The organism is Streptomyces sp. NPDC030809 (assembly GCF_055572195.1).
Genome location: NZ_JBVIDV010000002.1, coordinates 90,317 through 116,305, shown reverse-complemented (window position 1 = coordinate 116,305; position 25,989 = coordinate 90,317). Strand labels below are relative to the sequence as shown.

Here is a 25,989-nt window from a genome sequence, read left to right as displayed (position 1 = left end):
GTCGGCGCGGGTCGGACCCGGGGCCGGGCGGGTCAGTAGGTGCCGGTCAGGTGGGCGAACACCACCACGTTGCCCCGGTAGCCGGTGCGCTCGGAGAAGCCGCCCCCGCAGGTGATCACGCGCAGCTCGGCGCGCGAGGACGGGCCGTACACCTTCCGGTCGGGGAAGCGCCGGGCGTCGTACACCTCGACGGCGTGCACCGTGAACACCGCGGTACGGCCGTCCTGCCGCGCCACCTCGATCGCCGCGCCCCGGCGCAGCGCGCCGAGCTCGTAGAAGACCGCGCGGCCCTTGGCGTGGTCCACGTGCCCGGCGACGATCGCGGTGCCGGTGGCGCCCGGTGCCGTGCCGTCCCGGTACCAGCCGGCCAGGTCGCGGCGCTCCGGGGGCGGCACCTCCAGCCGGCCGTCCGGCTGGAGGCCGAGCCCGGTCAGCGGGGCGTCCACGCGGATGGCGGGAATCCTGATCCGCCGGGGCGGCGAGGGCGGCAGCGGGGCGAGGTCCCGGCCGGCGGGGCCGACCCGGCCGGGCGGGGTGCCGGCGGCCGCCGGGGGCCGGGTGTCCGCTGCGGCCGCCGGGGCTTCGGCGGCTTCGGCGGATTCCGCGGCGGCGAAGGACTCGGCGGCGGCGGGCTGCGGGGGTTCCTCCCGGCCGCCGCCCAGTCCGATGCCGATCAGCCAGATTCCGGTGCAGGCGGCGAGGGCCACGATCCCGCCGTGGCGGGCGGTGCGCTTCTCGCCGGTCATGGGGGCGACCCCCTAGGTCTGACGGGTCGGGTGGGTCGGGTGGGTCGGGTGGGCGGCGGGCGGGGCGGTGGTGCGGCCGGCCCCGTCCGCCGGGGCGCGGTCGGCGCCCGTTCGGGGGAGGACGGCCGTCGCCCGCCGCCACGAGCGGGGACCTCGCGGGGCGGGCGACGGGGACGGTACCTGCGGACCGGGGAGTCCGTCAGGCCTGTGCGCCGCTCGCCCGGCGCCGCAGGATCCAGGTACCGCCGACGGCGGCCGCGGCCAGCAGGGCCGCTCCCGCCGCGATCGTGACGGGGTCGGCGGTGTCCCTCGTACCGCCGCCCACGCCGGTCTGCACGTGGCCTTGGGGGCCGCGTCCGGTCACGGTCACATCGCCGGTGGCGAACGTGCCGTCGGCGCAGGTGACCCCGATGCCGTAGGTGCCGGGGGAGGTGTCCGGGGCGATCCGGAACCGCCCGGCCACGGTGTCCCCGGCCCCGCCGTGCCCGGGTGCCAGCCGGAACCGGCCGCCGCCCACGGTGGTGGCGTCCCCGTCGGCCTGGCCGTCGCGCCCGCAGGCCGAAGTGCTCGCCGTCACCGTCTCGCCGGGCGCCGCCGAGCGGGGGCTCAGCTCCAGCGGAGCGAAGTCCCCCGCCGCCGCGAACGCGACCGCCGGCACCGGGCCCAGCCCCAGCAGGAGCGCGGCCAGGATGCCGGTCGGCAGGAATGCGGTGCGGCGGGGCATGCGGGGTCCTCCGGAGGTCGGGCCGGTGCGGCACGGACCACGGCCGGCGGCCGGGAGCTGCCCCCCGTCCGAAGCCGGTGCCCGTGCCTCCGAGCTAAGGCCCGGCACGGCCTCCGCGCCTTCCGGCAGACCACCGGATCCGCCCCACCCGCCGCCCGTTCGCCCCCCGGCCCGCCCGTTTCCCCACGTCAACGCGTCGCCAACTTTCTCCGCGGCATCCGGGCCCCTCCGGCCCGTCCGGGTGACGCCCGCCCCGACCGCCCACCCCCGCACGGCCCTCGCCTCGCCGCGCGCCCCCACGGCACGCTGCCGAGACCGGGCGCCCCGGCGCCCTCGTCCAGCACCCGAAACCGCCTCCTGAGCCCCCGGCTCGTCCTGCCCCCCACACCCGCCCCCTTCGCCCCCCCGCACCCGCCCGGCCCGCCACCCCGCTGCCCGGCAGGCCCGGCCCGGCCCGCCTGCTCTGCCTGCCCGGCGAGGTCCGGTCCGGCCAGGCCCCGCCCGGCAGGGTCCGGTCCCGGGCAGGGGGACGGTCCGGCCTGGCGAGGTCCGGTCCGGTCCGGCCAGGCCCCCTCCGGCCCCGGACCGCGGCCGGACGACCGACCGCAGGCCCCCTCCGTCACGGCCGCCGGGAGGATGGGGGACAGCGGCGCATACGATGCGCCCGCACACGTCGTTCGGGACGTTCGGCCGGGCCGGACCTCCCGTTGCATCCGAGGGAGGCACCCCGTGACATCGGTCGATCGGCCATCTCCGCCCGCCCCCGCCGGCCCCGCCGTCCTGGCCGTGCTCACCACCGTCGGCTCGGAGGAGGCGGCCCGCGAGCTCGCCGAGGGCGCCGTCGGGGCCCGGCTCGCCGCCTGCGCGCAGACGGCCGGACCGGTGACCTCCGTCTACCGCTGGAAGGGCGAGGTGACGCAGGACCGGGAGTGGCAGGTGCTGCTGAAGACGACCGCCGGCGCGTACGAGGCCCTGGAGGCCTGGCTGTCGGCGGCGCACCCCTACGAGACCCCGGAGATCATCGCCACCCCCGTCGTACGGGGCAGCGCCGCGTACCTGGCGTGGGTGGCCGCAGAGGTCTCCGCATGAGCCCCGCGCCCGAGCTGCCGTTCTTCGTCTACGGGACCCTGCGCCCGGGCGAGGTCAACCACGACCTGTTCCTGCGCGGCCGCACCGCCGCCGAGGTCCCCGCCCGGCTCCCGGGCGCCGCCCTCTACGACGGGCCCGGCTACCCGTACGCCGTGGCCCGGGCGGACTCCGAGATAGTCGGCGAACTCGTCACCCCGGCCCCCGGCGGGTACGCGGAGCTCCTCGCGGAACTGGACCGGCTGGAGGAGTACCACGGCCCCGGCCGCCCCCGGAACCTGTACGACCGGGTCGCCTGCCGGGTCCGGCTCGCCGACGGCACCGAGGCCGAGGCCTGGGTCTACCTGGCCACAGCCCCCCTGGCCACTCGGCTCGCCACCTCCGGCACCCCGATCCCCGGCGGCGACTGGACCCGCCGCCACCGCGGCTGACCGCGGCCCCGACCCCTCCGCCCGGCCGAGCCGGGCCGGGGGACCTGGCCGCGCCCGGCCACGCCGATGCCGACCGCAGCCGCTCAGGCCGGCTGCACCCGCACCGCGCACACCTTGAACTCCGGCATCCGCGACACCGGGTCCAGGGCCGGGTTCGTCAGGGAGTTGGCCCGGCCCTCGCCCGGCCAGTGGAACGGCATGAACACCGTGTCCGCCCGGATCCCGTCCGAGATCCGGGCCGGCGCCACCGCCCGGCCCCGCCGCGAGACCACCTCCAGCGGCTGCCCCTCCACCGCCCCGATCCGCTCCGCGAGCCGCGGGTGCAGCTCCACGAACGGCCCCGGCGCGGCCGCGTTCAGCTCGTCCACCCGGCGGGTCTGCGCCCCCGACTGGTACTGGGCCACGACCCGGCCCGTGGTGAGCAGCAGCGGGTACTCCGCGTCCGGCAGCTCGTCCGCATCCCGGTGCGCCACCGGCACGAACCGGGCCCGGCCGTCCTCCGTGGCGAACCGCTCCAGGAACAGCCGGGGGGTGCCCGACGCCCCCTCCGGACAGGGCCAGAACACCCCGTCCTCCGCGGCGATCCGCGCGTAGTCGATGCCCGAGTAGTCCGCCGGACCGCCCGCCGAGGCCCGCCGCAGCTCCTCGAAGACCTCCTCGGGATCCTCCGGGAAGCCCTTGTCCACGCCCAGCCGGGACGCCAGCCCGTGCAGCACCGACAGGTCGCTGCGCACCCCCGGCGGCGGGGTCAGGGCCTGGCGGCGCAGCAGCACCCGCCCCTCCAGGTTGGTCGTGGTGCCCGTCTCCTCCGCCCACTGGGTCACCGGCAGCACCACGTCCGCCAGCGCCGCCGTCTCCGACAGCACCACGTCCGCGACCGCCAGGAAGTCCAGCGCGCGCAGCCGCTCCTCCACGTGCGCGGCCCGCGGGGCCGACACCACCGGGTTCGACCCCATCAGCAGCAGGGCCTTCACCTCCCCGCCCAGCGCGTCCAGCAGCTCGTACGCACTGCGCCCCGGCCCGGGCAGGGACGCGGGGTCCACCCCCCAGACCCCGGCCACGTGGGCCCGGGCCGCCGGGTCGGTCAGCTTGCGGTAGCCGGGCAGCTGGTCCGCCTTCTGGCCGTGCTCGCGGCCGCCCTGCCCGTTGCCCTGCCCGGTCAGGCAGCCGTACCCGGACAGCGGGCGGCCGGCCCGGCCGGTGGCCAGGCACAGGTTGATCCACGCACCCACCGTGTCGGTGCCCTTGGACTGCTGCTCGGGGCCGCGGGCGGTGAGGACCATCGCCGCCTCGGGGGCGCAGAACATCCGCACCGCCTCCCGCAGCTTCGGCACCGGCACGCCCGTGATCCGCTCGACCAGCTCCGGCCAGTGCGCCATCGCGGCCGCCCGGGCCTCAGGCCACCCCGAGGTGCGCTCCGCGATGAACCCCTCATCGGTCCGGCCCTCCGCCACCACCAGGTGCAGCAGGCCCAGGGCCAGCGCGAGGTCGGTGCCGGGCCGCGGGGCCAGGTGCAGGTCGGCCTGCTCGGCGGTGCGGGTGCGGCGGGGATCGACGACGATCAGCGTGCCGCCGTTCTCCTTCAGCTCGGTCAGGTAGCGCAGGGCGGGCGGCATGGTCTCGGCGAGGTTGGAGCCGACCAGGATCACGCAGCCGGTGCGGGGCACGTCCTCCAGCGGGAAGGGCAGCCCCCGGTCGAGGCCGAAGGCCCGCTGGTGCGCGGCGGCTGCCGAGGACATGCAGAACCGGCCGTTGTAGTCGATCTGCGAGGTGCCCAGCGCCACCCGCGCGAACTTGCCCAGCGCGTACGCCTTCTCGTTCGTCAGCCCGCCGCCGCCGAAGACCCCGACGGAGTCGGGGCCGTGGGCCCGGCGGGTGCGCGCGAGGCCGTCGGCGACCGCGTCGAGGGCCTCCTCCCAGGTGGCCGGTTCGAGCTGCCCCGTGGCGTGGGTGCGGACGAGGGGCGAGGTCAGGCGCACCCGGGAGGAGAGCAGTGCGGGCGCGGTGCGGCCCTTGCCGCACAGCGCCCCCCGGTTGACCGGGAAGTCCGGGCGCTCGGCCACCGCCACGCCGTCCCCTGCGGGTGCCGGGTGCAGGTTCATGCCGCACTGGAGGGCGCAGTACGGGCAGTGGGTCGCGGTGGCGGCCGGCGGGGCGGGGGTGTGCGGGGTGGACATGCGGTCCAGCGTGTGCGGCCGGTGTTACGCGGGCGGCCGTCCTGCGTTACGTACCGGGTACGCGCGGCTCAGCGGAGCCGGTCCTGCACGGTGAGCGGGCCCGCTCCGGGGGCTCCGCCCCCGTGCCCCAGCGCCCCCGCGCGTCCCGCCCGCCCGTTGCGCCGGACGTGCGGCCCGCCGGTGGTTTTCGGGGCTCCGCCCCGGACCCCGGTCCTCAAACGCCGGACGGGCTGGAGTGTGCCCCCCGCAGGGCTACCGGGTGCGGGCCGGGCCCGCCGTCCAGCCGCCGTCCACGGCCAGTTCCGCCCCCGTCACGTACGCCGCCCCGTCCGAGAGGAGGAACGCGACCGCGGAGGCGATCTCCTCGGGGACCGCGATCCGGCCCATCGGGGCCTTCGGGAAGAGGCCCTCTCCGGCCCGGGCCCCGGCCGCCGCGGCCATGGGGGTCAGGGTCATGCCCGGGTGCACCGAGTTCACCCGGATCCGGTCTGCCGCCAGCTCCACCGAGCCGATCTTCGACAGGCCGCGCACCCCCCACTTGGAGGCCCCGTACCCGGCGGTCAGCGCCAGTCCGGTCAGTCCGGCCGCCGAGGACACGTTGACGATCGAGCCGCCCCCGTTCGCACGGAGCAGCGGTACGGCGGTCTTGATGCCGATGAACGCGCCCAGCAGGTTCACCTCCAGCACCTGCCGGAAGGACTCCACGCTCTCGTGCTCCAGCGGCCCGGTGGAGAGGATCCCGGCGTTGTTGACGAGCCCGTCGAGCCGGCCGAACTCGGCCACGGCGTGCTCCAGCGCCGCCTTCCAGTCCTCCTCGCTGGTCACGTCGTGCCGCAGGAAGCGCGCCGCCCCGCCCAGCGCGGCCGCGGTGGCCTCGCCCTCCTCCGCCAGCACGTCCGTGATCAGCACCCGGCCGCCGCCGTCCACCACGGCCCGCGCCGCCGCCGCTCCGAGACCGCGGGCCCCGCCGGTGATCACGACCGCCTTGCCGGACAGATCCACTGCAGCCACGGAGAACCCCTCGACGCCCGGTACGCGAACGGGATGTGACGGGCCGCCACACACCGACGGTCGGCCAGTCTGCCAGAGCGCCCCAGCCCTGTCAGCGCCCCTCAGCCGCCGCGAGCGCATGCTCCACGCCCGGCTCGCGGGGGCCGAGGAAGTGCGGATCCGGCTTCAGCGCCGCGTCCAGGGCCGCCTTGCCCGCCGCGAACACCTCCCGGGCGCCGCCGTAGTACCAGACCGAGTCCAGCGGCTCGGACACCCCGACCCCGTACGACTCCACCCCGGCGGCCCGGCACAGCGCGACCGCCCGGCGTATGTGGAAGCCCTGGCTGATCAGCACGGCCCGGTCCACGTCGAATATCTTCTTCGCGCGCACGCACGAGTCCCAGGTGTCGAAGCCCGCGTAATCGCTCACGACCCGGTCGTCGGGCACGCCGTGCGCCGTCAGGTAGGTGCGCATCGCGTCCGGCTCGTCGTACTCGGTGCGGCTGTTGTCCCCGGTCACCAGCACCACCTTGACCTTGCCCGTCCGGTACAGCTCGGCGGCCGCGTCCAGCCGGTGCGCCAGGTACGGCGTCGGGCGCCCGCGCCACAGCCCGGCCCCGAACACCACGGCCACGTCGGACGCCGGTGCGTCCGCCGTCGTCCGCAGCCGGTCCGCGGCCGTCACATGGGTCCAGGCGGAGGGCAGCAGCGCCAGCACGCACACCGCCATCACGGCCTGGACGGTCCGCCGCCACGCTCGGATGCTCATGGTCCCCCCGTCCTGGCGCGGCCGGGGCCGCGCCGATGATCTCCCCCCTGTGGACGCGCCCCGCCCCGCCGCGGTTTCATCCGGCGGGCCGGCGATCCGCCGGCCCGCACCCCCGTCCACCTGCTGCGACCAGCAAAGCACCCGCCACTGACAACCGGCCGCCCCGCCCGGTGAGCCGCCGGAAAACACTCGTCACGCCCGCGCAACGGCACGGCAACCTGCGCCCGCGAGGATCGGCCCATGACGGAGCCGGCCCGCCCTCCCGAGTCCCCTTCCCCGTCCTCACCGCCGCCCTCGCCCGCACCCCCGCCGCCACCCCAACCGCTGTTCCCCTTCGCCAGCGCAGCCGACCTGCTCGGCCGCATCACCGCCCAGCTCGGCACCCAGCTCAGCGGCCTTCGCCCGCCGGGGCCCCGCCGGAACGGAGCCCCCGCATGCAGCACCGCACCCCCGCCGATCCCGCCGCCCCCACCCTCGTCGCCGTCGCGCACGGCAGCCGCGACCCCCGGGCCCTGCACAGCGTGACCGCCCTGCTCGACCGGGTCCGCGAGCTCCGGCCCCGGCTCCGCGTCCGGCTCGGGCACATCGAGCTGAACGAGCCCCTCCTCGACGACACCCTCGCCGCCCTCGACGGATCCGGCGAGGCCGTCCTCGTCCCGCTCCTCCTCGGCCGCGGCCACCACGTCAAGCACGACCTGCCCCGGGCCGCCGCGCGCGCGGCCGCCGCCACCGGCCTGCGCACCCGCACAGCCGCCCCCCTCGGCCCGCACCACCTCCTCGTCGAGGCCCTCGCCGACCGGCTGGCCGAGACCGGCTGGACGCCCGGCGCAGGCGCCGCCGTGGTCCTCGCCGCCGCCGGCTCGCGCGACCCGCAGTCCGCCGACGACGCCCGCCGCACCGCCCGCATGCTCTCCGAACGCCTCGGCGGCACCCCCGTGCTCCCCGGCTACGCCTCCGCCGCCGCGCCCACCGTCCCCGAGGCGGTCCGCGCCCTCACCGCCCGCGGCCACCACCGCATCGCCGTCGCCTCGTACTTCACCGCCCCCGGCCGCTTCGCCGCCCAGTGCGCCGCCGCCGGCCCCGGCCCCGCCGCCGCGCCCCTCGGCGACCACCCGGCCCTCGCCCGGCTGCTCCTGCACCGCTACGACCGGGCCCCGGCCCGCCCGCACCCCGCCGCCCGCCTGGAAACGGCCGCCTGAGCCGTTTGCACCCGGATTGTCGGTCCGTCCGGTTAACGTCTCTGCATGGAAGGCAGCACCGCACCCGACACGTTCTACGACCCCTCCGCCACCGAACGCTGGGCCCCCGAGCCCGACAAACGGCCCGGCCGCACCGCCTTCCAGCGCGACCGCGCCCGCGTGCTGCACTCCGCCGCGCTGCGCCGCCTCGCCGGAAAGACCCAGGTCGTCACCCCCGGCACCCGGTCCTGGGACTGGGACGCCAGCCCCCGCACCCGGCTCACCCACTCCCTCGAATGCGCCCAGGTGGGCCGCGAGCTCGGCGCCGCCCTCGGCTGCGACCCCGACCTCGTCGAGGCCGCCTGCCTCTCCCACGACATGGGCCACCCGCCCTTCGGCCACAACGGCGAAGAGGTCCTCAACGAGTTCGCGAAGGACTGCGGCGGGTTCGAGGGCAACGCGCAGTCCCTGCGGCTGCTCACCCGCCTCGAACCCAAGCGGTTCACCACCGACCCCGGCACCGGCGAGCTGACCAGCGTCGGCCTCAACCTCACCCGGGCCTGCCTCGACGCCGCCACCAAGTACCCCTGGGCTCGCGGCGGCCACCCCACCGACCCCGACTCGGTGAAGTTCGGGGCGTACGAGGACGACCTGCCGGTCTTCGAGTGGCTGCGCCGCGGCGCCCCCGCCGACCGCAAGTGCTTCGAGGCCCAGGTCATGGACTGGTCCGACGACGTCGCGTACTCCGTGCACGACTTCGAGGACGGCCTGCACGCCGGGCACCTCGACCCCAACCTGCTCTTCGCCGAGCCCGAGCGCACCGACATCTGGCGCGTGGCCATCGGACGCTACGTCCCCGCCGGCACCGAGCCCGAGGAGCTGAGCGAGGCCCTCGACCGGCTGATGGGCGAGGAGTGGTGGCCGCACGGGTACGACGGCTCGGCCGTCGCGCAGGCCCGGCTCAAGGACGCCACCAGCCAGCTCATCGGCCGGTTCTGCCTCTCCGCCGAGGGCGCCACCCGCGAGGCCTTCGGCCCCGGCCGCCTGACCCGCTACGGCGCCGAACTCGTCGTACCCCGCGAGACCCGCAACGAGTGCGCGGTCCTCAAGGCCGTCGCCGACCTGTACGTCATGCAGCGCGAGGAGCAGGAGCGGCTGCGCGCCGACCAGCGCATCGTCCTGGCCGAACTGGCCGAGGCGCTCAGCGCCCGCGCCCCCGAGGGCCTCGACCCCCAGTTCCGCGCCCTGTTCGACGCCGCACCCGACGACCGGGCCCGCAAACGCGCCGTCATCGACCAGATCGCCTCCCTCACCGACGCCTCCGCCCGCAGCCTCCACGCCCGCCTCACGGCGCGCCGGGGGTGAGCCGATCGGGCCACGGCCTCTTCACGGGGCAGGCTCAGTGCGGGACGCTCGCATACGGTCGCAAGTGGCTCAGAGGTTATGAGGAGGCATCAGGTGGTCGACGCACACCGGACGTTCGTCATCGTCGGCGGAGGGCTCGCCGGAGCAAAGGCGGCCGAAACGCTCAGGGACGAGGGGTTCACCGGCCGGGTGATCATGATCTGCGACGAGCGCGACCACCCGTACGAACGGCCCCCGCTGTCGAAGGGCTTCCTCACCGGGAAGGAGGAGCGGGACTCCGTCTTCGTGCACGAGCCGGCCTGGTACGCCCGCGCCGACATCGAGCTGCACCTCGGCCAGCCCGCCGTCCGCCTCGACCGCGAGGCGAAGACCGTCACCCTCGGCGACGGCACCCTCGTCCCGTACGACCGGCTGCTCCTGGCCACCGGCTCCGAGCCGCGCCGCCTGGACATCCCCGGCACCGACCTCGCCGGGGTCCACCACCTGCGCCGCCTCGCGCACGCCGAACGGCTGCGCCGGGTGCTCACCGCCCTGGGCAGGGACAACGGCCACCTGGTGATCGCCGGCGGCGGTTGGATCGGCCTGGAGGTGGCCGCGGCCGCCCGCGGCTACGGCGCCGAGGTCACCGTCGTCGAACCCGAGCCCACCCCCCTGCACGCCGTCCTCGGCCCCGAGATCGGCCGGCTGTTCACCGACCTGCACACCGCCCACGGGGTCCGCTTCCACTTCGGGACCCGGCTCACCGAGATCACCGGCCAGGACGGCATGGTCCTCGCCGCCCGCACCGACGACGGCGAGGAGCACCCGGCGCACGCCGTGCTCGCCGCCATCGGCGCCGCCCCCCGCACCGCGCTCGCCGAGGCCGCCGGACTGGCCCTCGTCGACCGCGAGCACGGCGGCGGCATCGCCGTGGACGCCTCCCTGCGCACCTCCGACCCGGACGTCTACGCCGCCGGCGACGTGGCCGCCGCCCACCACCCGCTCCTGGGTACCCGGCTGCGCGTGGAGCACTGGGCCAACGCCCTCAACGGCGGACCGGCCGCCGCCCGCGCCATGCTCGGCCAGGAGGTCGCGTACGACCGCGTCCCCTACTTCTTCTCCGACCAGTACGACCTCGGCATGGAGTACTCGGGCTACGCCCCGCCCGGCAGCTACGACCAGGTGCTGATCCGCGGGGACGCCGCCAAGCGCGAGTTCATCGCCTTCTGGCTCTCCGGAGGCCGGGTGCTCGCCGGGATGAACGTGAACGTGTGGGACGTCACCCCCCACATCCAGGCCCTGATCAGGTCCGGGAGCACCCCCGACCCGGACCGGCTCGCCGACCCGTCCGTACCGCTGGAGTCCCTGACCGGCTGAGCGCGGACCGCCGAGAGGTTTGTCCGACCGCGGCCGTAGACTTCACGCGTGGCAGGCAGGATCAACGACGACGACGTGAAGGCGGTACGGGACGCGGTCCCGATCGACGCCGTGGTGTCCGAATACCTCCAGCTGCGCAACGCCGGCGGCGGCAACCTCAAGGGCCTCTGCCCCTTCCACGACGAGAAGTCCCCGTCCTTCCAGGTCAGCCCCAGCAAGGGCCTGTACCACTGCTTCGGCTGCCAGGCGGGCGGGGACACCCTCGACTTCATCATGAAGATCGACCACCTCTCCTTCTCGGAGGCGGTCGAGCGGCTGGCGGGCACCGCCGGCATCACCCTCCGGTACGAGGAGGGCGGCTACACCGCGGGCACCAGCGGCCGCGGGGAGCGGATCCGGCTGGTCGAGGCGCACAAGGCGGCCGCCGCCTTCTACGTGGACCAGCTGGAGAGCCCCGAGGCCGAGATCGCCCGGAAGTTCCTCGCCGGGCGCGGCTTCGACCAGGCCGCGGCCGCCCACTTCGGGGTGGGCTACAGCCCGGCCGGCTGGGACCACCTGACCCGCTTCCTGCGCGGCAAGGGCTTCACCGACAAGGAGCTGATCCTCTCCGGCCTCGCCCAGGACAGCCGCAGCGGCAAGCCCATCGACCGGTTCCGCGGCCGCCTGATGTGGCCCATCCGCGACATCACCGGCGAGGTCGTCGGCTTCGGCGCCCGCAAGCTGCGCGACGACGACAACGGCCCCAAGTACCTCAACACGCCCGAGACCGCGATCTACAAGAAGTCGCAGGTGCTCTACGGCATCGACCTCGCCAAGAAGGAGATCGCCCGCACCAGCAGGGCGGTCGTGGTCGAGGGCTACACCGACGTCATGGCCTGCCACCTGGCCGGGGTCACCACCGCCATCGCCACCTGCGGCACCGCCTTCGGCGGCGAGCACATCAAGATCCTGCGGCGGCTGCTGATGGACAACGCCACCGCCGAGGTGATCTTCACCTTCGACGGGGACGCGGCCGGCCAGAAGGCCGCCCTGCGGGCCTTCGAGGACGACCAGAAGTTCGCCGCGGAAACCTCCATCGCCATCACCCCGGGCGGCATGGACCCCTGCGAGCTGCGGCTCGCGGAGGGCAACCAGGCCGTGGAGGACCTGGTCGAGTCCCGCACCCCGCTCTTCGAGTTCGCCCTGCGCCACATCGTGTCCCGGCACAACCTGGAGAACCCCGCCGGTCGGGCCGCCGCCCTCGACGAGGCCGCCCCGGTCGTCGCCCACATCAAGAACATCGCCATCCAGCACGAGTCCGCCGTCCAGCTCGCGGGCATGCTCGGCGTGCGCGACGAGCAGTTCGTCGTCAAGCGGGTGGCGCAGCTCGCCCGCTGGGCCCGCGAGCGCGGCAGCCGGTCCCCGCAGCAGTCCGCCCGGGCCGGGGCCGCGTACGAGACGGCCGCGCCCGCCCCGGCCGCGGCGGCCCCGGGCCCCGCGCTGAACCTGCGCAGCCCCGCCCACCGCACCGAGCGGGAGCTGCTGAAGCTGGCACTCCAGCGCCCCGAGCTGGTCTCCCCGGCCTTCGACGCGTACGGGGTGGACGAGTTCACCGCGCCCCCGTACGCGACGGTCCGCCAGGCCATCCAGGACGCCGGCGGCGCCGCGCAGGGCGGCCCGGACTACCTGGCCAAGGTCCGCGAGGCCGCGCCGAACGACACGGTCCGCGCGATGGTCACCGAGCTGGCCGTCGAGCCCATCCACGCGAAGACGGTGGACGAGGTCTACGCCGGGGTGCAGCTGGTCCAGGTCCGGCTGCGCGCCGTGGACCGCCGGGTCCACGACATCCAGGGCTCCCTGGCCCGCCTGGGCCCGAACGGCCCGGCGGACCGGCTCGCGGCCGTACAGAACGAGCTCTGGGTCCTCCAGCAGTACGGCCAGTCCCTGCGCAACAAGGGCGCGGCCGCGCTCTAGTGCGCTGACCGGACGCCGCGCCCCGGCTCAGGCGGGGAAGGCGGGAGCCAGCGCGGCCAGCAGGCGGCCGGTGAGCTCCTCGTGGCGGCCGGCGAGCCCCGGGTACTCGCTCTCGAAGTGCCGCCACTCCACCCCGACCTCGCGGGCGAGCTGCTCGAAGTGCCCCAACCGGACCTCGTCGCGCGGCCATTCGCCCGAATCCCGGCACAGCGTCGTCACCAACTCGCACGGTGCCGGGTGCCGCTCGGCGAGCAGCACCGCGTCGTAGAGGTCCTTGCCCTGCGGGTGGGAGTCGGTGAGCAGCCACAGCAGCTTCCACGCCAGGGACAGCACCGGCGTGGCGGCCTGGAGCACGGCCCCCTCGCCGCCCGCGAGCCCCGGCACGTACACCGGCTCCGGGGGCAGCGGCAGCCGCTCGTTGAAGACGAAGTCGAGCTGTACGTGGCCGCCCGGCAGCCCGTCGGCCTCCCAGGGCAGCACCATCCGGCGGCCCGGCACCCGGTCGTACGTCCAGATCTCGTCCGTGGCCGCGTCCCGCGCGGAGATCCGCAGCCCGGCGGCCCCGGCCCGCTGCTGCGCGCCGAGGGCGATCCCGTCCAGCATCCGCGCGGTGCGCCCGTCCTCCATCCGCCAGGTCCGCGGCAGGACGACGAAGTCGAGGTCGCCCGGCTCGCGCGCGGCCTCCCCGAACCAGCCGGCGAGGAGCACGCTGCCGCGCAGCACCAGGTTGTCCACCCACGGGGAGTCGGCGACGGCGGCGAGCACCGTGTCGAGCGCCGCGCGCCGGGCCCGCCGCCAGGCGGCGGTCCGCGCCGGGTCCCCGAAGACGGGGTCGGCCGCCCGGTAGCCGTTGGAGAACTGCTTCAGCGCCGGATCGAACACCGGCAGCTGGGTGAGGTCCTCGCCGAGGACGGGCCGCAGGGTGTGCGGCAGGTCCCGCTCCCGCCGCCGCTCCTCGGACAGCGGGGTCCTCGGCACCTCGGTGCTCCAGCAGCTGAACCGGTCCCAGGTCCCGGCCCCGTCCGCGCTCTCGTGCCCCGTTCCGCTCATGCGGCTTCCCCCTCCTCGATCCAGCCCTCGTCCACCGACAGGTCGCTGTCGTACAGCACGTACTCCCGCTCCTCCGAACGGATTTCGTACCCGGCGCCGCGCAGCTCGGCCGCCAGCGCATCGCAGGCCGCCCCGGCGGCCGCGGCCCCCGCCGGTCCCGGGCGGCGCTGGGTGACGAACCGTTCGTGGCGGCCGCCGGACAGCACCCGGCGCGCGTTCCACGACAGGTGCGCCCCGTGCCGCACCGCCAGCGCCTCCAGGGCCGGGCGGTCGAAGCCGGGCTCCAGGCGCAGCTTGAGGTGGTGCTCGAAGTACCCGCCGCCGGGGCCGGCCGGCTCCGCGGTCCACGGCACCGTCTCCACCTTGACCCGCACCGGCTCGAAGCCGTCCGCGCGCAGGGCGGCCACCAGCTCCGGGTGCCCCTCGCGGCCGGGCAGGGTCAGCATCGGCTGCGAGGTCATCCGGCCCCGCGCCAGGACGATGTGCGTCACCTTCAGACCGCGCCCGGCGGCCCACCGTTCCAGCCGGCCCAGCTCCGTCCCGGCGCACCGGACGGTCACGTGCGTCTCACAAGCCTCGTACACCGCGCGATCTTCTCAGACGTGTGTGCGAGTCCGCATCGGAGTTCCCCCGGTGGGTAACCATCCGGTCACGCACCGGACTCAGAAAGTGCCCGCACGCCCCTCGTGGCCGTGATGTGTCGTACCCCACACTGAGGAGCGGTGCTTGAGTCCTCGGAGCCCTGGAGGTCGCCCCCGTGCAGACCCAGACCCTGACCGAAGCCGTGTCCCCGGCGAGCCCGGCCGAGCACCCCGTGGGCGCCGACCTGCCCGCCGCGGAGGCGCCCGAGCCCGACGCGCCGGAGACGGACGGGCCCGGGCCGGACATGTCCGACGGGGACATGCCCGAGGCCGGACTCGACGCGGACCTGCCCGAGCAGCGCAAACGGAACGACACCGGGGGGCCCACCTCCGACCTGTTCCGGCAGTACCTGCGCGAGATAGGCAGGATTCCGCTGCTCACCGCGGCGGAGGAAGTGGAACTCGCCCGACGGGTCGAGGCCGGGCTCTTCGCCGAGGAGAAGCTGAGCACCGCCACCGACCTGGACTCCCAGCTCGCCGTCGACCTCGACCGGCTCGTGGTCATGGGCCGCATGGCCAAACGCCGCCTCATCGAGGCCAACCTGCGCCTGGTCGTCTCCGTGGCCAAGCGGTACGTGGGCCGCGGCCTCACCATGCTCGACCTCGTGCAGGAGGGCAACCTCGGACTCATCCGTGCCGTCGAGAAGTTCGACTACGCGCGCGGCTACAAGTTCTCCACGTACGCGACCTGGTGGATCCGCCAGGCCATGTCCCGCGCCCTCGCCGACCAGGCCCGCACCATCCGGGTCCCGGTGCACGTCGTGGAGCTGATCAACCGCGTGGTGCGGGTGCAGCGCCGGATGCTCCAGGAGCGCGGCTACGAGCCCACCGCCGAAGAGGTCGCCTGCCAGCTGGAACTGACCCCCGAGCGGGTCGGCGAGGTGCTCCGGCTCGCCCAGGAACCGGTCTCCCTGCACGCTCCGGTCGGCGAGGAGGACGACGTGGCCCTCGGCGACCTCATCGAGGACGGGGACGCCGCCTCGCCGGTCGAATCGGCCGCGTTCTTCCTGCTCCGCGAGCACCTGGAGGCCGTGCTCTCCACCCTCGGCGAACGCGAACGCAAGGTCGTCCAGCTCCGCTACGGACTCGCCGACGGCCGCCCCCGCACCCTGGAGGAGATCGGCCGCATCTTCGGGGTCACCCGCGAGCGCATCCGCCAGATCGAGTCCAAGACCCTCAACAAGCTCCGCGACCACGCCTTCGCCGACCAGCTCCGCGGCTACCTCGACTGACGCCGTCACGCCGGAACGCCGGAGGGGGAGGGCCGCAGCCCTCCCCCTCCGCGCCGGTCCGCGAGCGGCCGCCCGGTCAGTCCACCTCGGCGACCGCCTGCGCGAACTGCGCCGCGTACAGCCGCGCGTACGCGCCCTCCGCCGCGAGCAGCTCCGCGTGCGAGCCCTGCTCCACGATCGAGCCGTTCTCCATCACCAGGATCACGTCCGCATCGCGGATCGTGGACAGCCGGTGCGCGATCACGAACGAGGTCCGGCCGTGCGCCAGGCGCGCCATCGCCTTCTGGATGAGCACCTCGGTACGGGTGTCCACGGAGCTCGTCGCCTCGTCGAGGACGAGGATCACCGGATCCGACAGGAACGCCCGCGCGATCGTGATCAGCTGCTTCTCGCCCGCGCTGACCCCGGCGCCCTCCTCGTCCAGCACCGTGTCGTAGCCGTCCGGCAGGGTCCGCACGAACCGGTCCGCGTGGGCGGCCTTCGCCGCCTCCTCGATCTCCGCACGGGTCACCTCGCGGGAGGCGCCGTACGCGATGTTCTCCGCGATGGTCCCGCCGAACAGCCAGGTGTCCTGGAGCACCATGCCGATGCCCGCGCGCAGCTCCTCGCGGGTCATGCGCGAGATGTCCACCCCGTCCAGGGAGATCGTCCCGCCCGTCACGTCGTAGAACCGCATCAGCAGGTTGACCAGCGTGGTCTTGCCGGCCCCGGTCGGGCCGACGATGGCCACCGTCTGCCCCGGCTCCACCGACAGCGACAGGTCCTCGATCAGCGGCTTGTCGGGCTCGTAGCGGAACGCCACCTTGTCCAGGGTCACCTGGCCCTTGAGCTCGGCCGGGCGCTCCGGGAGCTCGGAGTCCGGCGCCTGCTCGGGCGCGTCCAGCAGCTCGTAGACCCGCTCGGCCGAGGCCACGCCGGACTGCACCAGGTTCGCCATCGACGCCACCTGCGTCAGCGGCATCGAGAACTGCCGCGAGTACTGGATGAACGCCTGCACGTCGCCGATCGACAGGGTGCCCGAGGCCACCCGCAGCCCGCCGACGACCGCCACCAGCACGTAGTTGATGTTCGAGACGAAGAACATCACCGGCTGCATCAGCCCGCTGACGAACTGGGCCCGGAACGAGGCCCGGAACAGCGCCTCGTTGGACTCCGCGAACACCGCCGCGGACTCCTGCTGCCGGCCGAAGACCTTCACCAGGGTGTGCCCCGAGTACATCTCCTCGATGTGCGCGTTCAGCGCGCCCGTGCTCTTCCACTGGGCCACGAACTGCGGCTGGGACTTCTTGCCGATCCGCGCCGCGATCACCACCGACACCGGCACCGTCACCAGCGCGACCAGCGCCAGCAGCGGAGAGATCCAGAACATCATCGCCAGCACGCCGACGATCGTCAGCAGCGAGTTCAGCAGCTGGCCCATCGTCTGCTGGAGGGTCTGGCCGATGTTGTCGATGTCGTTGGTGGCCCGGCTCAGCACCTCGCCGCGCTTCTGCCGGTCGAAGTACGACAGCGGCAGCCGCGACAGCTTCGCCTGGAGCTCCCCGCGCATCCGGAAGAGCATGCCGTTCATCACGTGGTTCGACAGCCGGGTCGCCACCAGCATGAACAGGCCGGCCAGGGTGAACACCAGCAGCGCCCACAGCGCCACCGAGCCCACCGCACCGAAGTCGATCCCCTTGCCCGGGGTGAAGTCGGTGCCCGACAGCATGTCCGCCATGCCGCCCTGGCCCCTGGCGCGCAGCCGCTCCAAGGCCTGTTCCTTGGTGATCCCGGCCGGCATCTGCCGGCCCACGATCCCCCCGAACACGAGGTCGGTGGCCTTGCCGAGGATCTTCGGCCCGATCACCGTCATCGTGACGCTGCCGACCACGGCCGCGACCATGCCCCACAGCTTGACCCGGTCCTGCGCCAGCTGCTTCAGCAGCCGCCGGCCCGAGCCCTTGAAGTCCAGGGACCGCTGGGCGGGCCCCATCATCATCCGTCCACCGGGCCCGCTCATGCGGCCTCCGCCTCCGTCAGCTGGGAGAGCACGATCTCCCGGTACGTCTCGTTGCCGGCCATCAGCTCGTGGTGCCGGCCGACTCCCACCACCTGGCCCTCGTCGAGGACCACGATCCGGTCGGCGTCGCGGATCGTCGACACGCGCTGCGCGACGATCACGACCGTCGCGTCCTCGGTCTCCCGGGCGAGCGCCGCACGCAGCGCCGCGTCCGTCGCGTAGTCGAGGGCCGAGAACGAGTCGTCGAACAGGTAGATCTCCGGACGCTGCACCAGGGTCCGCGCGATCGCCAGCCGCTGGCGCTGCCCGCCCGACACGTTGGTGCCGCCCTGGGTGATCGGCGCCTCCAGGCCGCCCTCCAGCGCGGAGACGAACTCCTTGGCCTGGGCCACCTCCAGCGCCCGCCACAGCTCCTCGTCGGTCGCGTCGGGCCGCCCGTAGCGCAGGTTCGAGGCCACCGTCCCCGAGAACAGGTACGGCTTCTGCGGCACCAGCCCGACCGTACGGGAGAGCAGCGCGGGATCGATGCGCCGCACGTCCTCGCCGTCCACGAGCACCTCGCCGCCCGTCGCGTCGAACAGCCGCGGCACCAGGCCCAGCAGTGTGGACTTCCCGCTGCCGGTGGACCCGATGACCGCGGTGGTCTCGCCCGGCCGGGCCACCAGGTCCACCCCGATGAGGACGGGGGCCTCGGCACCCGGATAGCGGAAGTCCGTGCCCCGCAGCTCCAGCGAACCGCGCTCGCGCAGCTCCCGCACCGGGTCGACCGGGGGCACCACGCTGGTCTCGGTGTCCAGTACCTCCTGGATCCGCTCGGCGCAGACCTCCGCGCGCGGCACCATCATGAACATGAAGGTGGCCATCATCACGGACATCACGATCTGCATCAGGTAGGCGAGGAAGGCGGTCAGCGCGCCGATCTCCATGCCCCCGCTGTCGATCCGCATCGCACCGAACCAGACCACGGCCACGCTCGACATGTTCACCACGACGATCACCGTCGGGAACATGAACGCCATCAGCCGTCCGGCGGACAGCGAGACCCCGGTCAGCCCGGCGTTCGCCTCCCGGAACCGGTCCTTCTCGTACGCGTCCCGGACGAACGCGCGGATCACCCGGTTGCCGGTGATCTGCTCGCGCAGCACCCGGTTCACCGTGTCCAGGCGGGTCTGCATCTGCCGGAACAGCGGCCGGGTGCGGTAGACGATGCTGCCGACCGCGATGCCGAGGACCGGCACCACCGCCAGCAGCACCCCGGACAGCTTCACGTCCAGGGACAGCGCCATCGCGATGCCGCCGATGCACATGATCGGGGCCGAGACCATCAGGGTGAAGGCCATCAGCACCAGCATCTGGACCTGCTGGACGTCGTTCGTCGTCCGGGTGATCAGCGAAGGCGCCCCGAACTGGCCGAGCTCCCGGGCGGAGAAGCTCTGCACCCGGTCGAACACGGCGGCGCGGACGTCCCGGCCGAGCGAGGCCGCGGTGCGCGCGCCGAAGTAGACGGCTCCTGTGTTGCACACCAGCTGGACGAGGCTGACCCCGAGCATCAGGGAACCGAAGCCCAGGATGTAGCCGGTGTCGCCCTTGACGACGCCGTTGTCGATGATGTCGGCGTTCAGGGTGGGCAGGTAGAGGGTCGCGCTCGTCTGCAGGAGCTGGAGCAGGACCAGCAGCGCGATGGGTTTCCGGTACGGGCCCAGATGGGTCCGCAGAAGTCTGATGAGCACGCGTAGGCTCCGGGTCGCAAGATCGGGGGTTCACCCCATCTTCGGCCAACCGCGACGCGGAGCCCCACCCTTTTTCGCAAAGCCGGGCCAAAGCCTTGCGCAGACCAGCCGTACGGAGCCGGGCCCGGCCTAGGCCTGGAACGCCCCGGGGTGCAGCTGCTCCCGGGTGGCCACGTACTGCTGGCGCACCGCCTGCCAGGCCGCGTACTCCTCGCCCGCCTCGAAGACCTGCACCGCCGCCCCCTGCCAGGCCGGCGGGGTGTGCGGGGCCAGGACGCCCTGCTGGACGCCCAGGGCCCAGGCGGCCTGCCGGGCCGCCCCGAGGGCCGCGTAGTCCGCCGGCTGGGGGACCACGATCTGCGTGCCGAAGAGGCCGGGAGCGGCCGCCTGCACGGCCGGCAGCCCGGCCGCCGCGCCCAGCAGGAACACCCGGCGGATCTCCACCCCGCGCATCCGCAGCACGTCCAGGGCGTCCACCAGCCCGCAGAGCATGCCCTCGAAGGCCGCCCGGGCCAGGTGCTCCGGCTTCATCGAGTCCCGGCGCAGCCCGCTGAGGGTGCCGGCGGTGTGGGGGAGCTCCGGGGTCCGCTCGCCCTCCAGGTAGGGCAGCATGACCAGCCCGTGGGCGCCCGGGGTGGACTTCAGGGCCAGCGCCGACAGCCCCTCCAGATCGGTGCCCAGCAGCTCGGCGGTGCCGCGCAGGGTCCGTACCGCGTTGGACGTGTGCACGACGGGCAGGTGCATGCCGGCCGCGTCGGCGAGCGAGGTGACCATCCCGCCGGGCTCGGTCACCGCCTCGTGGTGCACGGCCATGACGGAGCCGGAGGCGCCCAGGGAGACCACCGCGTCCCCGGGCCCCAGGCCCAGGCCCAGGGCGGCCGCCATGGTCTCGCCGGTGCCGGCGGAGATCAGCAGCCCTTCGGGGGTGGTGCCGGCCGCGTCGGAGGGCGCGAGCACCTCCGGCAGCACGGCCCGGTGCCCGAGCGCCAGCTCCACCAGATCGGGCCGGTAGGAGCCGGTGCGCGGGGACCAGTAGCCGGTGCCGGAGGCGGCGCCGCGGTCGGTGGTGCGGCGGGCCGGCCGGCCCAGGAGCTGCCAGACCAGCCAGTCGTGCGGCTGCATCAGCACGGCGGTGCGGCGGGCCGCCTCCGGTTCGTTGCGGGCCAGCCAGGCCAGCTTCGCCACCGGCTGCGCAGGCTGGGGGACGCAGCCCACCGCCTCGGCCCACGCCTGCCGGCCGCCCAGCGCGTCGATCAGGTCGAGGGCCGCCACCTGGGGCCGCTTGTCGTTGCCGACGAGGGCCGGCCGCACCAGGCCGCCCTGGGCGTCCAGCGGCAGCAGCCCGTGCTGCTGGGCGGAGACGCCGATGGCCTGTACGCCCTCCAGCAGGCCGCCGCCGGCCGCCTCGCCCAGCGAGAGCAGCCAGGACTGCGGATCGGTCTCGTGCGGTGTGGATTCGCCCTCGGGCTGGGGGTGGGGCGCGTAGCCCTGCCGCAGTACGGCACCCGTGTCCGAGTCGCAGACGACGATGCGAGTGAAGGTGGAAGAGCTGTCCAGCCCGGCGACTATCCCCATGACGGAGATTCTGCCGCACCACCCCGCCGGACGGACCGCGCCCCGGCCCCCGCTTTGCGCTCCGCCCGCGGGCGGGCCCCGGGGGTTCCCGGGGCTCAGGTGTTGCTGGTGCCCCAGTCGTCGTCGAAGCCGTTGCGGTCCCGCAGCGAGCGCATCCGCCCGGCGAGCGCGGCCGGCATGGCGTCGCCGACCTTGTCGCTCATCGCGTGGAACGCCTTGCCCGCGTACTGGCGCCCGGTCTGGCCGGCGCTCTCGGCGGCGTTGCGCACCGCCGGGTTGTGCGCGAGGTCCTGCGCGGACTTCTTCAGCTGTTCGTAGCGCTCCCGCCCCGCACGCGTCCCGAACACGTACCCGAGGGCCAGTCCGACGACGAACGTGAGCTTGTAACGCATGCCTGCCACCCTTCGTTGAGCCGGTGCCCGACCGCCCTGCGGTACGTCTGCCGATACCGATTGGCGGAGCACCCCCCTGCTTGCGCTAATCTATGTCTCGCAACGGGCGCCCGCCCCCCGGCAAGCCGGAGGTGGGGCTGTTCGGTGCAACGCAGCAATCCCCTGTAGCTCAATTGGCAGAGCAGCCGGCTGTTAACCGGCAGGTTACTGGTTCGAGTCCAGTCGGGGGAGCGCGATCCCCTGTAGCTCAATTGGCAGAGCATTCGGCTGTTAACCGGAGGGTTGCTGGTTCGAGTCCAGCCGGGGGAGCGGAACGAAAGAGGACCCCCTGGTGGGTCCTCTTTCGTGTTTTCCCGGCCGTTTCCCGGAACCGGGCAGCGCGCAGAGCGGTCTCACTGGGCAAGCGAAGCCGATCACACCGGGCATCCGAAGCAGGAGATCGTATGAGCGGCTATGCTGCGGCAGACGGCGCGCACACATGTACGCGCCACGCCGTCGAGGGGCGGTAGCTCAGCCGGTTAGAGCAGCGGACTCATAATCCGTCGGCCGTGGGTTCGAGTCCCACCCGCCCCACCGCAAGGTTGGTCAGAAGAAACGTTCTGACCGGCCGCCTTGGTGCCCCGCCCGGTCTCGCCGGGTCGGGGCACCTTGTCGTTTACCCCCTGGGGCGTGAGCGATGCGTGAGCGGCGGTTTCCGCGCCCGCCGCCTTCCGAGCCCGCGGCACGACCCGAGCAGCTCCCTCGGCAGCAGCCCTGTCCACCTCGGGCAGCAGACTCGTGTACGTGTCCGAGGTGAGCGTGATCGTGGAGTGCCGCAGCGTCTCCTTGATCGTGTGAAGGTCCCCGCCACCGGCATGCGCTGCGACGTGGCGTAGATCACGAAGGCTGATCGGCGGTAGATCGGTGCTCGCAAGGATCCGCCGAAAGGTCTCGGACACCGATGGCCGGTCCGGACGCGTGGTTCTTGCTAGCGTCATTCAGTCGCCAAGGAGGTCCAGTGTCGTCTTCCCTGTCCACCACTGTCCGTGCCGACCTTCGAGTTGAGCCTGTGGACGACGTGCTCAACGAAGTCGAGCAGGCGCTCCGAGCGCAACTCGACCGGGAAAGCCTGGTGCGTAAGCGACGATCCCTGGGCGCGCGCACCGATCGCGGGACGTGGGTGCGTATGGAGCGCCGCCGGTTGGACAAGATCGGAAGCCAGGGGTGGAATGGCACTGAGTGCGCTGCTCTCCTCGAAGGCGTAGTTAAGCCCAAGTGGCATCGAGGCCTGGCATGGAGGCAGTCGGACGACGTGATGTGGCGAGCCGACGAGACGGACCTCTTGCCCGGTGCACCGGTCGGCAGCAGCGTTCTGGCCGTCGTCCCCGAGTTGTCTGATGAGTGGTGGCGGGCGCTCAACGCTTCGCTGGATGCCTTGGCCGGACAGTCCACGAGGCGCGTAGCCACCCCGGATACCTTGACGATCACCCAGAGCGGTGTCGCGGAGGCGATTCGCCGATTTCTGCCCGACGGCGTGGACACGACGGTGAGCCGCTGGCACCCGGCACATGCGGATCTGAACTGGGCGAACATGACTGCCCCGAAGTTCTGCCTGTTCGACTGGGAGGACTGGGGCATGGCCCCGCGGGGCCTGGACGCCGCCTCGTTGTGGGGTAACTCCCTTGCCGTCCCGGCTCTGGCCGAGCGTGTACGCCACGAGCGGCGGCACGACCTGGAGAGCCGGGACGGCAAGTTGATGACCTTGTTCGTCTGCGCGAAGATCCTCGCCCCGGATGCGCATCCTGAGGACCCGCGCCTCGACCCCGCCCGACAGATGGCGGAGCAGGTCGCGGCGGACCTTCAGGGCGCCTGACGTTCGGCCCGCTGCCAAAGGAGCCGGCGGTACGTCCGCAGCCTGCCTGCGTCGGGTTCGTACCGGAGCGCGTCGACCAGCTCCCGGAGGTGGGAAGGGCTGTCCGTACCGACGGCGATCCTTCCCACCCTTGGGAGCAAGAAGGCCGTGCGGAACGCGGCCTGAAGGCCGGAGGGGGCGTCATCCGCGTCTTCGATGAAGATGCGAGGGTCGAGACGTCCCCATACGGGATCGGCCGGATTGCCTCCGAATGGGCTCATTCCCCAGACCTCGTCCGGGGTGAGGCCCCACCGCGTTGCGAGTGCTTCGGACGCTTCGAGGACGTCGACTCCGGCGAGGAGACCCGCGCGGACCATGAGCACGGCGGGACTGGGCAGACTGGCGTCGACCAGGCCAGGCAGGGGCCGGGGATCCCAGGATGAGATGCCCCAGGCCCCGCACAGCCCCGCTTCCACGGCTGCTGTCAGGGCGGCGCATGCCCGGCCGAGGGCGTCCCGGTTCGCGGCCGTGGGGGAGGGAAGTGAGCGTTCCGGGTTGTGCAGGAACACCAGATCCGGCATACGACGCAGGCCGCGGTGGGTCTGTTCGAGGGCTGCCCGGAGGCGGGTCGGGTCGAGGGAGTGCTCGGCCTGGCTGCCGGCGGGGAAGAAGCCGACCTTCGTGGAGAGCGTGAAATGGGGCAGGAGATCACCTGCGACTGCTGCGAGGGCGGCGTGGGCGGTGAAGCCTCGGTAGTTGAAGCTGGTGTCGATGGCGGTGATGCCGAGGTCCAGCGCGCTGGTCAGGATCCGGCGTTCGTAACGAGACCGGTGTAGCCCGAGGACAATTCGGGGGTCAGGCTCGCGCACAGTTCCTCCTCCACCAGGATCTTCGCCAGTGCCTCCACCTCGGCGCCCACCGATCGGGCGGCCTCGTCCAGCCGTACGGGGTACCCGCTTAGCAGCGCGCGGAGGCCGGGCAGGGCCTTGGCCGCGAAGGTGAGCTTCTTGCCCGCCGCCTCCACGACGACCGTCTCCCCGTCCTCCGTGATCGCCGGCGGGAAGTCGGTGACGCACACCGCGGCCTCCAGGGGGCCGAAGATGTCCAGGAAGGGGACGTGGCGGCCGGGCGGGGCTTCCTGCTCGCGGCGCCGGAGGAACTCCGCCGGGTCGCGGGCGTCGATGAGGCGGGAGGCTGCGGTGGCCAGCTGGCGCTGCTGGTCCTGCTGCTGGTCGGGGCTGGCCCAGCGGTTGAGGTCGTGGCGGAAGATCTCCTCCTGGCGGGACCAGTCGGCCAGCCAGGTCAGCCAGCTCACGGCGGTGCGCTTGGCGAAGCCGAAGGTCACATGGGTGCTGTGCCCGTCACCGTGGCCGACGCGGGTGGCCGCGTGCCAGTAGCCGCGCGGGATGTGCATGACGTCGCCGGCCTTCATGGCGCCGGTCCACACGATCTCCTCGCTGGGCATGTTGTTCCGTTCAGCGTCCCGGTACATCGGCACCGGCCGGGAGGCACCGCGTACCTCCCACTGCTTCTCGCCGGCAAGCTGGACGATGACGACGTCGTGGTCGTCCCAGTGCAGGTCGAAGCCAGAGGCGTCGTTCGTGGTCAGGTACACGTTCGCCTGGACGTGCTCGCGCGACCACCACTGCAACGCCCGGCACGCCACCTCCATGGTGGGGTCGAAGACGTTCGACTGGTCGAGGACCAGCGTCGCTCCGTCCCGCAGGTGGTTGCCGACGCGGCGCATGTCCGCCATCGGTATGGCCTGCCCGCGGGGTGTGACCTGCCGGTTCAGGTAGGCGTCGGGGTGCATCTCCGCGCCGCCCTTGAAGAACCGGAACTGCGGGTTGGACACGCTCCGGCGCATGACCATGTCGAGCAGCCGCTGCGGCGTGAGGAGCCTGGTGACGACCTCGGGGTCGCTGATGCTGCCCCGGGCGAACCTCGTCCCGAGCGGTGCCGGGCCATCCCATCCCAGCGCCTCTTCGATTGCGTGGACCAGACGGTGTTCCATGAGCCGTTCCCTTTCCCTGTCTCGGATGGGACGTGAAAGGCGGAGGGGTCGCGCACCGTGGCCCCTCCGCCCTGGAGCCGGCGGCGCTTACGCCGCGTGGTTCAGCCCGTCACCGGTGGGCCAGGGGCCGTCGCCCGACGAGCCCTGTCCCGGGTCGGAGGCGTTGCTGTCGTGCCGGTCGTGGACGCTCGCGAGGGCTTCCACGGCCACCAGGAGGCCCTCCTCGACGGAGGGCTTGGTGTCCTTCACTTGGTGCTCCTTCCTCTACCGATCTCCCGCCGGGTCCGGCGGGAAGCTTTGGTGTGCGGAGGTGCTAGTCAGGTACTGCGAGGGGCCGCCCCCGTGGCCGTGGGGTTTCACCACAGGGGCGGGGTTCAGGGGCCTGCGTTCACGGGCGCAGGCGCTGTCCCGGCGGGCGGTGGCGTCCACCGTTGGGCTCGGAGGGCGGCGACCCCATGCCGGGATGTGGCTCGGGCTGCGCCGGGCGGGTCGGCTCACCGCCCAGGAGGATCGCCTGCCAGACCCGCTCCTGGAGCTCCTGACTGCAGGGCCCACAGGCATACATGGGTGCCTGGGCGCCGGCGACGCTGACGGGGCCGATCCACAGGACGCGGGTCCACTGCTGTCCGCAGCAGAGCCAGCAGCGGCCGTCCTCCCACCGGTTGCCGTCGTCGGTCGCTGCCGCAGCGGGCAGCCCACCGCGCGCGAAGTCGGCGATGCCGGGGATCACTCGGGGTGGCATGCCCAGTT

The 25,989-nt window shown here is 73.7% G+C and carries 23 protein-coding genes, 3 tRNA genes and 1 pseudogene; 11 read left to right on the top strand and 16 right to left on the bottom strand.

The features are described from left to right. Nucleotides 1-32 precede the first annotated feature (32 nt). Together ACZ407_RS03235 and ACZ407_RS03230 are read right to left on the bottom strand one after the other, a co-directional pair. Entirely contained in the window at nucleotides 33-746 is a 714-nt protein-coding gene (locus tag ACZ407_RS03235; RefSeq protein ID WP_468125059.1) for a class F sortase, read from the bottom strand. 199 nt (nucleotides 747-945) lie between these two features. Further along, nucleotides 946-1,470, bottom strand: a complete 525-nt coding sequence (locus ACZ407_RS03230; protein WP_468125058.1) for a hypothetical protein — start codon at nucleotides 1,468-1,470, stop codon at nucleotides 946-948. A 729-nt stretch (nucleotides 1,471-2,199) separates the two neighbouring features. Here ACZ407_RS03230 and cutA point away from each other — a divergent pair. Further along, nucleotides 2,200-2,559 (top strand): divalent-cation tolerance protein CutA, encoded by a 360-nt coding sequence (gene cutA, locus ACZ407_RS03225; protein WP_468125057.1) that lies wholly within the window; start codon nucleotides 2,200-2,202, stop codon nucleotides 2,557-2,559. Then, a complete protein-coding gene (locus ACZ407_RS03220; RefSeq protein WP_468125056.1) occupies nucleotides 2,556-2,987 on the top strand; it encodes a gamma-glutamylcyclotransferase family protein in 432 nt (143 codons plus the stop codon). Before cutA ends, ACZ407_RS03220 begins: the two co-directional genes overlap by 4 nt. 83 nt (nucleotides 2,988-3,070) lie before the next feature. Here ACZ407_RS03220 and ACZ407_RS03215 read toward each other — a convergent pair whose 3' ends face one another. The 3 genes from ACZ407_RS03215 to ACZ407_RS03205 form a co-directional block, all read right to left on the bottom strand. Further along, nucleotides 3,071-5,164, bottom strand: coding sequence for a molybdopterin oxidoreductase family protein (locus tag ACZ407_RS03215; RefSeq protein WP_468125055.1), 2,094 nt, complete (start codon nucleotides 5,162-5,164; stop codon nucleotides 3,071-3,073). A 252-nt stretch (nucleotides 5,165-5,416) separates the two neighbouring features. Continuing rightward, nucleotides 5,417-6,175, bottom strand: coding sequence for a glucose 1-dehydrogenase (locus tag ACZ407_RS03210; RefSeq protein ID WP_468125054.1), 759 nt, complete (start codon nucleotides 6,173-6,175; stop codon nucleotides 5,417-5,419). Nucleotides 6,176-6,266: 91 nt separating this feature from the next. Then, the gene (locus ACZ407_RS03205; RefSeq protein ID WP_468125052.1) at nucleotides 6,267-6,923 is read right to left on the bottom strand and encodes a SanA/YdcF family protein; all 657 of its coding nucleotides are present in this window, start codon (nucleotides 6,921-6,923) and stop codon (nucleotides 6,267-6,269) included. A 434-nt stretch (nucleotides 6,924-7,357) separates the two neighbouring features. On the opposite strand from ACZ407_RS03205, the gene ACZ407_RS03200 reads away from it, so the two are divergent. The 4 genes from ACZ407_RS03200 to dnaG all read left to right on the top strand — a co-directional run bounded on the left by ACZ407_RS03200 (nucleotide 7,358) and on the right by dnaG (nucleotide 12,775). Beyond that, nucleotides 7,358-8,122: a sirohydrochlorin chelatase gene (locus ACZ407_RS03200; RefSeq protein ID WP_468125051.1), complete on the top strand. Its 765-nt coding sequence runs from the start codon at nucleotides 7,358-7,360 to the stop codon at nucleotides 8,120-8,122. 45 nt (nucleotides 8,123-8,167) lie between these two features. Then, the gene (locus ACZ407_RS03195; RefSeq protein ID WP_468125050.1) at nucleotides 8,168-9,466 is read left to right on the top strand and encodes a deoxyguanosinetriphosphate triphosphohydrolase; all 1,299 of its coding nucleotides are present in this window, start codon (nucleotides 8,168-8,170) and stop codon (nucleotides 9,464-9,466) included. Between the two features lie 93 nt (nucleotides 9,467-9,559). Further along, the gene (locus tag ACZ407_RS03190; protein ID WP_468125048.1) at nucleotides 9,560-10,822 is read left to right on the top strand and encodes an NAD(P)/FAD-dependent oxidoreductase; all 1,263 of its coding nucleotides are present in this window, start codon (nucleotides 9,560-9,562) and stop codon (nucleotides 10,820-10,822) included. A 48-nt stretch (nucleotides 10,823-10,870) separates the two neighbouring features. Next, nucleotides 10,871-12,775: a DNA primase gene (gene dnaG / locus ACZ407_RS03185; protein ID WP_468125047.1), complete on the top strand. Its 1,905-nt coding sequence runs from the start codon at nucleotides 10,871-10,873 to the stop codon at nucleotides 12,773-12,775. Nucleotides 12,776-12,802: 27 nt separating this feature from the next. On the opposite strand, the gene ACZ407_RS03180 is transcribed toward dnaG, so the two are convergent. Together ACZ407_RS03180 and ACZ407_RS03175 are read right to left on the bottom strand one after the other, a co-directional pair. Beyond that, a complete protein-coding gene (locus tag ACZ407_RS03180) occupies nucleotides 12,803-13,825 on the bottom strand; it encodes a nucleotidyl transferase AbiEii/AbiGii toxin family protein (protein ID WP_468125045.1) in 1,023 nt (340 codons plus the stop codon). Beyond that, complete coding sequence (locus ACZ407_RS03175; RefSeq protein ID WP_468125043.1) at nucleotides 13,822-14,385, bottom strand: hypothetical protein; 564 nt, start codon at nucleotides 14,383-14,385, stop codon at nucleotides 13,822-13,824. Before ACZ407_RS03175 ends, ACZ407_RS03180 begins: the two co-directional genes overlap by 4 nt. 182 nt (nucleotides 14,386-14,567) lie before the next feature. On the opposite strand from ACZ407_RS03175, the gene ACZ407_RS03170 reads away from it, so the two are divergent. Continuing rightward, the gene (locus tag ACZ407_RS03170; RefSeq protein WP_468125465.1) at nucleotides 14,568-15,698 is read left to right on the top strand and encodes an RNA polymerase sigma factor; all 1,131 of its coding nucleotides are present in this window, start codon (nucleotides 14,568-14,570) and stop codon (nucleotides 15,696-15,698) included. Between the two features lie 76 nt (nucleotides 15,699-15,774). Here ACZ407_RS03170 and ACZ407_RS03165 read toward each other — a convergent pair whose 3' ends face one another. The 4 genes from ACZ407_RS03165 to ACZ407_RS03150 all read right to left on the bottom strand — a co-directional run bounded on the left by ACZ407_RS03165 (nucleotide 15,775) and on the right by ACZ407_RS03150 (nucleotide 21,394). Continuing rightward, on the bottom strand, nucleotides 15,775-17,697 hold the full coding sequence (locus tag ACZ407_RS03165) for an ABC transporter ATP-binding protein (RefSeq protein ID WP_468125042.1): 1,923 nt from the start codon (nucleotides 17,695-17,697) through the stop codon (nucleotides 15,775-15,777). After that, nucleotides 17,694-19,427, bottom strand: a complete 1,734-nt coding sequence (locus ACZ407_RS03160; protein ID WP_468125040.1) for an ABC transporter ATP-binding protein — start codon at nucleotides 19,425-19,427, stop codon at nucleotides 17,694-17,696. The genes ACZ407_RS03165 and ACZ407_RS03160 overlap by 4 nt, the downstream gene beginning before the upstream one ends. Nucleotides 19,428-19,556: 129 nt before the next feature. Next, nucleotides 19,557-21,002, bottom strand: a complete 1,446-nt coding sequence (locus ACZ407_RS03155) for an FGGY family carbohydrate kinase (RefSeq protein ID WP_468125039.1) — start codon at nucleotides 21,000-21,002, stop codon at nucleotides 19,557-19,559. A gap of 95 nt (nucleotides 21,003-21,097) precedes the next feature. Continuing rightward, nucleotides 21,098-21,394 (bottom strand): YtxH domain-containing protein, encoded by a 297-nt coding sequence (locus tag ACZ407_RS03150; protein WP_468125038.1) that lies wholly within the window; start codon nucleotides 21,392-21,394, stop codon nucleotides 21,098-21,100. Between the two features lie 158 nt (nucleotides 21,395-21,552). Here ACZ407_RS03150 and ACZ407_RS03145 point away from each other — a divergent pair. The 3 genes from ACZ407_RS03145 (at nucleotide 21,553) to ACZ407_RS03135 (ending at nucleotide 21,967) form a co-directional block, all read left to right on the top strand. Next, nucleotides 21,553-21,625: transfer RNA gene (locus tag ACZ407_RS03145), tRNA-Asn, on the top strand. Nucleotides 21,626-21,630: 5 nt separating this feature from the next. Beyond that, nucleotides 21,631-21,703: transfer RNA gene (locus ACZ407_RS03140), tRNA-Asn, on the top strand. Between the two features lie 190 nt (nucleotides 21,704-21,893). Beyond that, a tRNA-Ile gene (locus ACZ407_RS03135) sits at nucleotides 21,894-21,967 on the top strand. 134 nt (nucleotides 21,968-22,101) lie between these two features. On the opposite strand, the pseudogene ACZ407_RS03130 reads toward ACZ407_RS03135, so the two are convergent. Continuing rightward, a pseudogene (locus ACZ407_RS03130) lies at nucleotides 22,102-22,335 on the bottom strand (site-specific integrase); the annotation flags it as partial. Nucleotides 22,336-22,391: 56 nt separating this feature from the next. Here ACZ407_RS03130 and ACZ407_RS03125 point away from each other — a divergent pair. Further along, entirely contained in the window at nucleotides 22,392-23,246 is an 855-nt protein-coding gene (locus tag ACZ407_RS03125) for a hypothetical protein (protein WP_468125037.1), read from the top strand. Here ACZ407_RS03125 and ACZ407_RS03120 read toward each other — a convergent pair. From ACZ407_RS03120 to ACZ407_RS03105, 4 genes are all read right to left on the bottom strand, one after another. Further along, nucleotides 23,234-24,094 carry an aldo/keto reductase gene (locus ACZ407_RS03120; protein WP_468125035.1) on the bottom strand — a complete coding sequence of 287 codons (861 nt, stop codon included), beginning with the start codon at nucleotides 24,092-24,094 and terminating at the stop codon, nucleotides 23,234-23,236. The two genes, ACZ407_RS03125 and ACZ407_RS03120, sit on opposite strands and share 13 nt — an antisense overlap. Next, nucleotides 24,028-25,239: a JmjC domain-containing protein gene (locus ACZ407_RS03115; RefSeq protein ID WP_468125033.1), complete on the bottom strand. Its 1,212-nt coding sequence runs from the start codon at nucleotides 25,237-25,239 to the stop codon at nucleotides 24,028-24,030. The genes ACZ407_RS03120 and ACZ407_RS03115 overlap by 67 nt, the downstream gene beginning before the upstream one ends. A gap of 87 nt (nucleotides 25,240-25,326) precedes the next feature. Continuing rightward, entirely contained in the window at nucleotides 25,327-25,488 is a 162-nt protein-coding gene (locus ACZ407_RS03110; protein ID WP_376117963.1) for a hypothetical protein, read from the bottom strand. A 139-nt stretch (nucleotides 25,489-25,627) separates the two neighbouring features. Then, nucleotides 25,628-25,981 (bottom strand): hypothetical protein, encoded by a 354-nt coding sequence (locus ACZ407_RS03105; protein WP_468125031.1) that lies wholly within the window; start codon nucleotides 25,979-25,981, stop codon nucleotides 25,628-25,630. Between the last annotated feature and the right edge of the window lie 8 nt (nucleotides 25,982-25,989).

Bases quoted from the DNA above. Each gene is read 5' to 3' on its own strand.
- ACZ407_RS03235 (WP_468125059.1), bottom strand. From the start codon at position 746: ATGACCGGCGAGAAGCGCACCGCCCGCCACGGCGGGATCGTGGCCCTC.
- ACZ407_RS03230 (WP_468125058.1), bottom strand. From the start codon at position 1,470: ATGCCCCGCCGCACCGCATTCCTGCCGACCGGCATCCTGGCCGCGCTC.
- ACZ407_RS03220 (WP_468125056.1), top strand. From the start codon at position 2,556: ATGAGCCCCGCGCCCGAGCTGCCGTTCTTCGTCTACGGGACCCTGCGC.
- ACZ407_RS03215 (WP_468125055.1), bottom strand. From the start codon at position 5,164: ATGTCCACCCCGCACACCCCCGCCCCGCCGGCCGCCACCGCGACCCAC.
- ACZ407_RS03205 (WP_468125052.1), bottom strand. From the start codon at position 6,923: ATGAGCATCCGAGCGTGGCGGCGGACCGTCCAGGCCGTGATGGCGGTG.
- ACZ407_RS03200 (WP_468125051.1), top strand. From the start codon at position 7,358: ATGCAGCACCGCACCCCCGCCGATCCCGCCGCCCCCACCCTCGTCGCC.
- ACZ407_RS03195 (WP_468125050.1), top strand. From the start codon at position 8,168: ATGGAAGGCAGCACCGCACCCGACACGTTCTACGACCCCTCCGCCACC.
- ACZ407_RS03180 (WP_468125045.1), bottom strand. From the start codon at position 13,825: ATGAGCGGAACGGGGCACGAGAGCGCGGACGGGGCCGGGACCTGGGAC.
- ACZ407_RS03165 (WP_468125042.1), bottom strand. From the start codon at position 17,697: ATGAGCGGGCCCGGTGGACGGATGATGATGGGGCCCGCCCAGCGGTCC.
- ACZ407_RS03155 (WP_468125039.1), bottom strand. From the start codon at position 21,002: ATGGGGATAGTCGCCGGGCTGGACAGCTCTTCCACCTTCACTCGCATC.
- ACZ407_RS03150 (WP_468125038.1), bottom strand. From the start codon at position 21,394: ATGCGTTACAAGCTCACGTTCGTCGTCGGACTGGCCCTCGGGTACGTG.
- ACZ407_RS03115 (WP_468125033.1), bottom strand. From the start codon at position 25,239: ATGGAACACCGTCTGGTCCACGCAATCGAAGAGGCGCTGGGATGGGAT.
- ACZ407_RS03105 (WP_468125031.1), bottom strand. From the start codon at position 25,981: ATGCCACCCCGAGTGATCCCCGGCATCGCCGACTTCGCGCGCGGTGGG.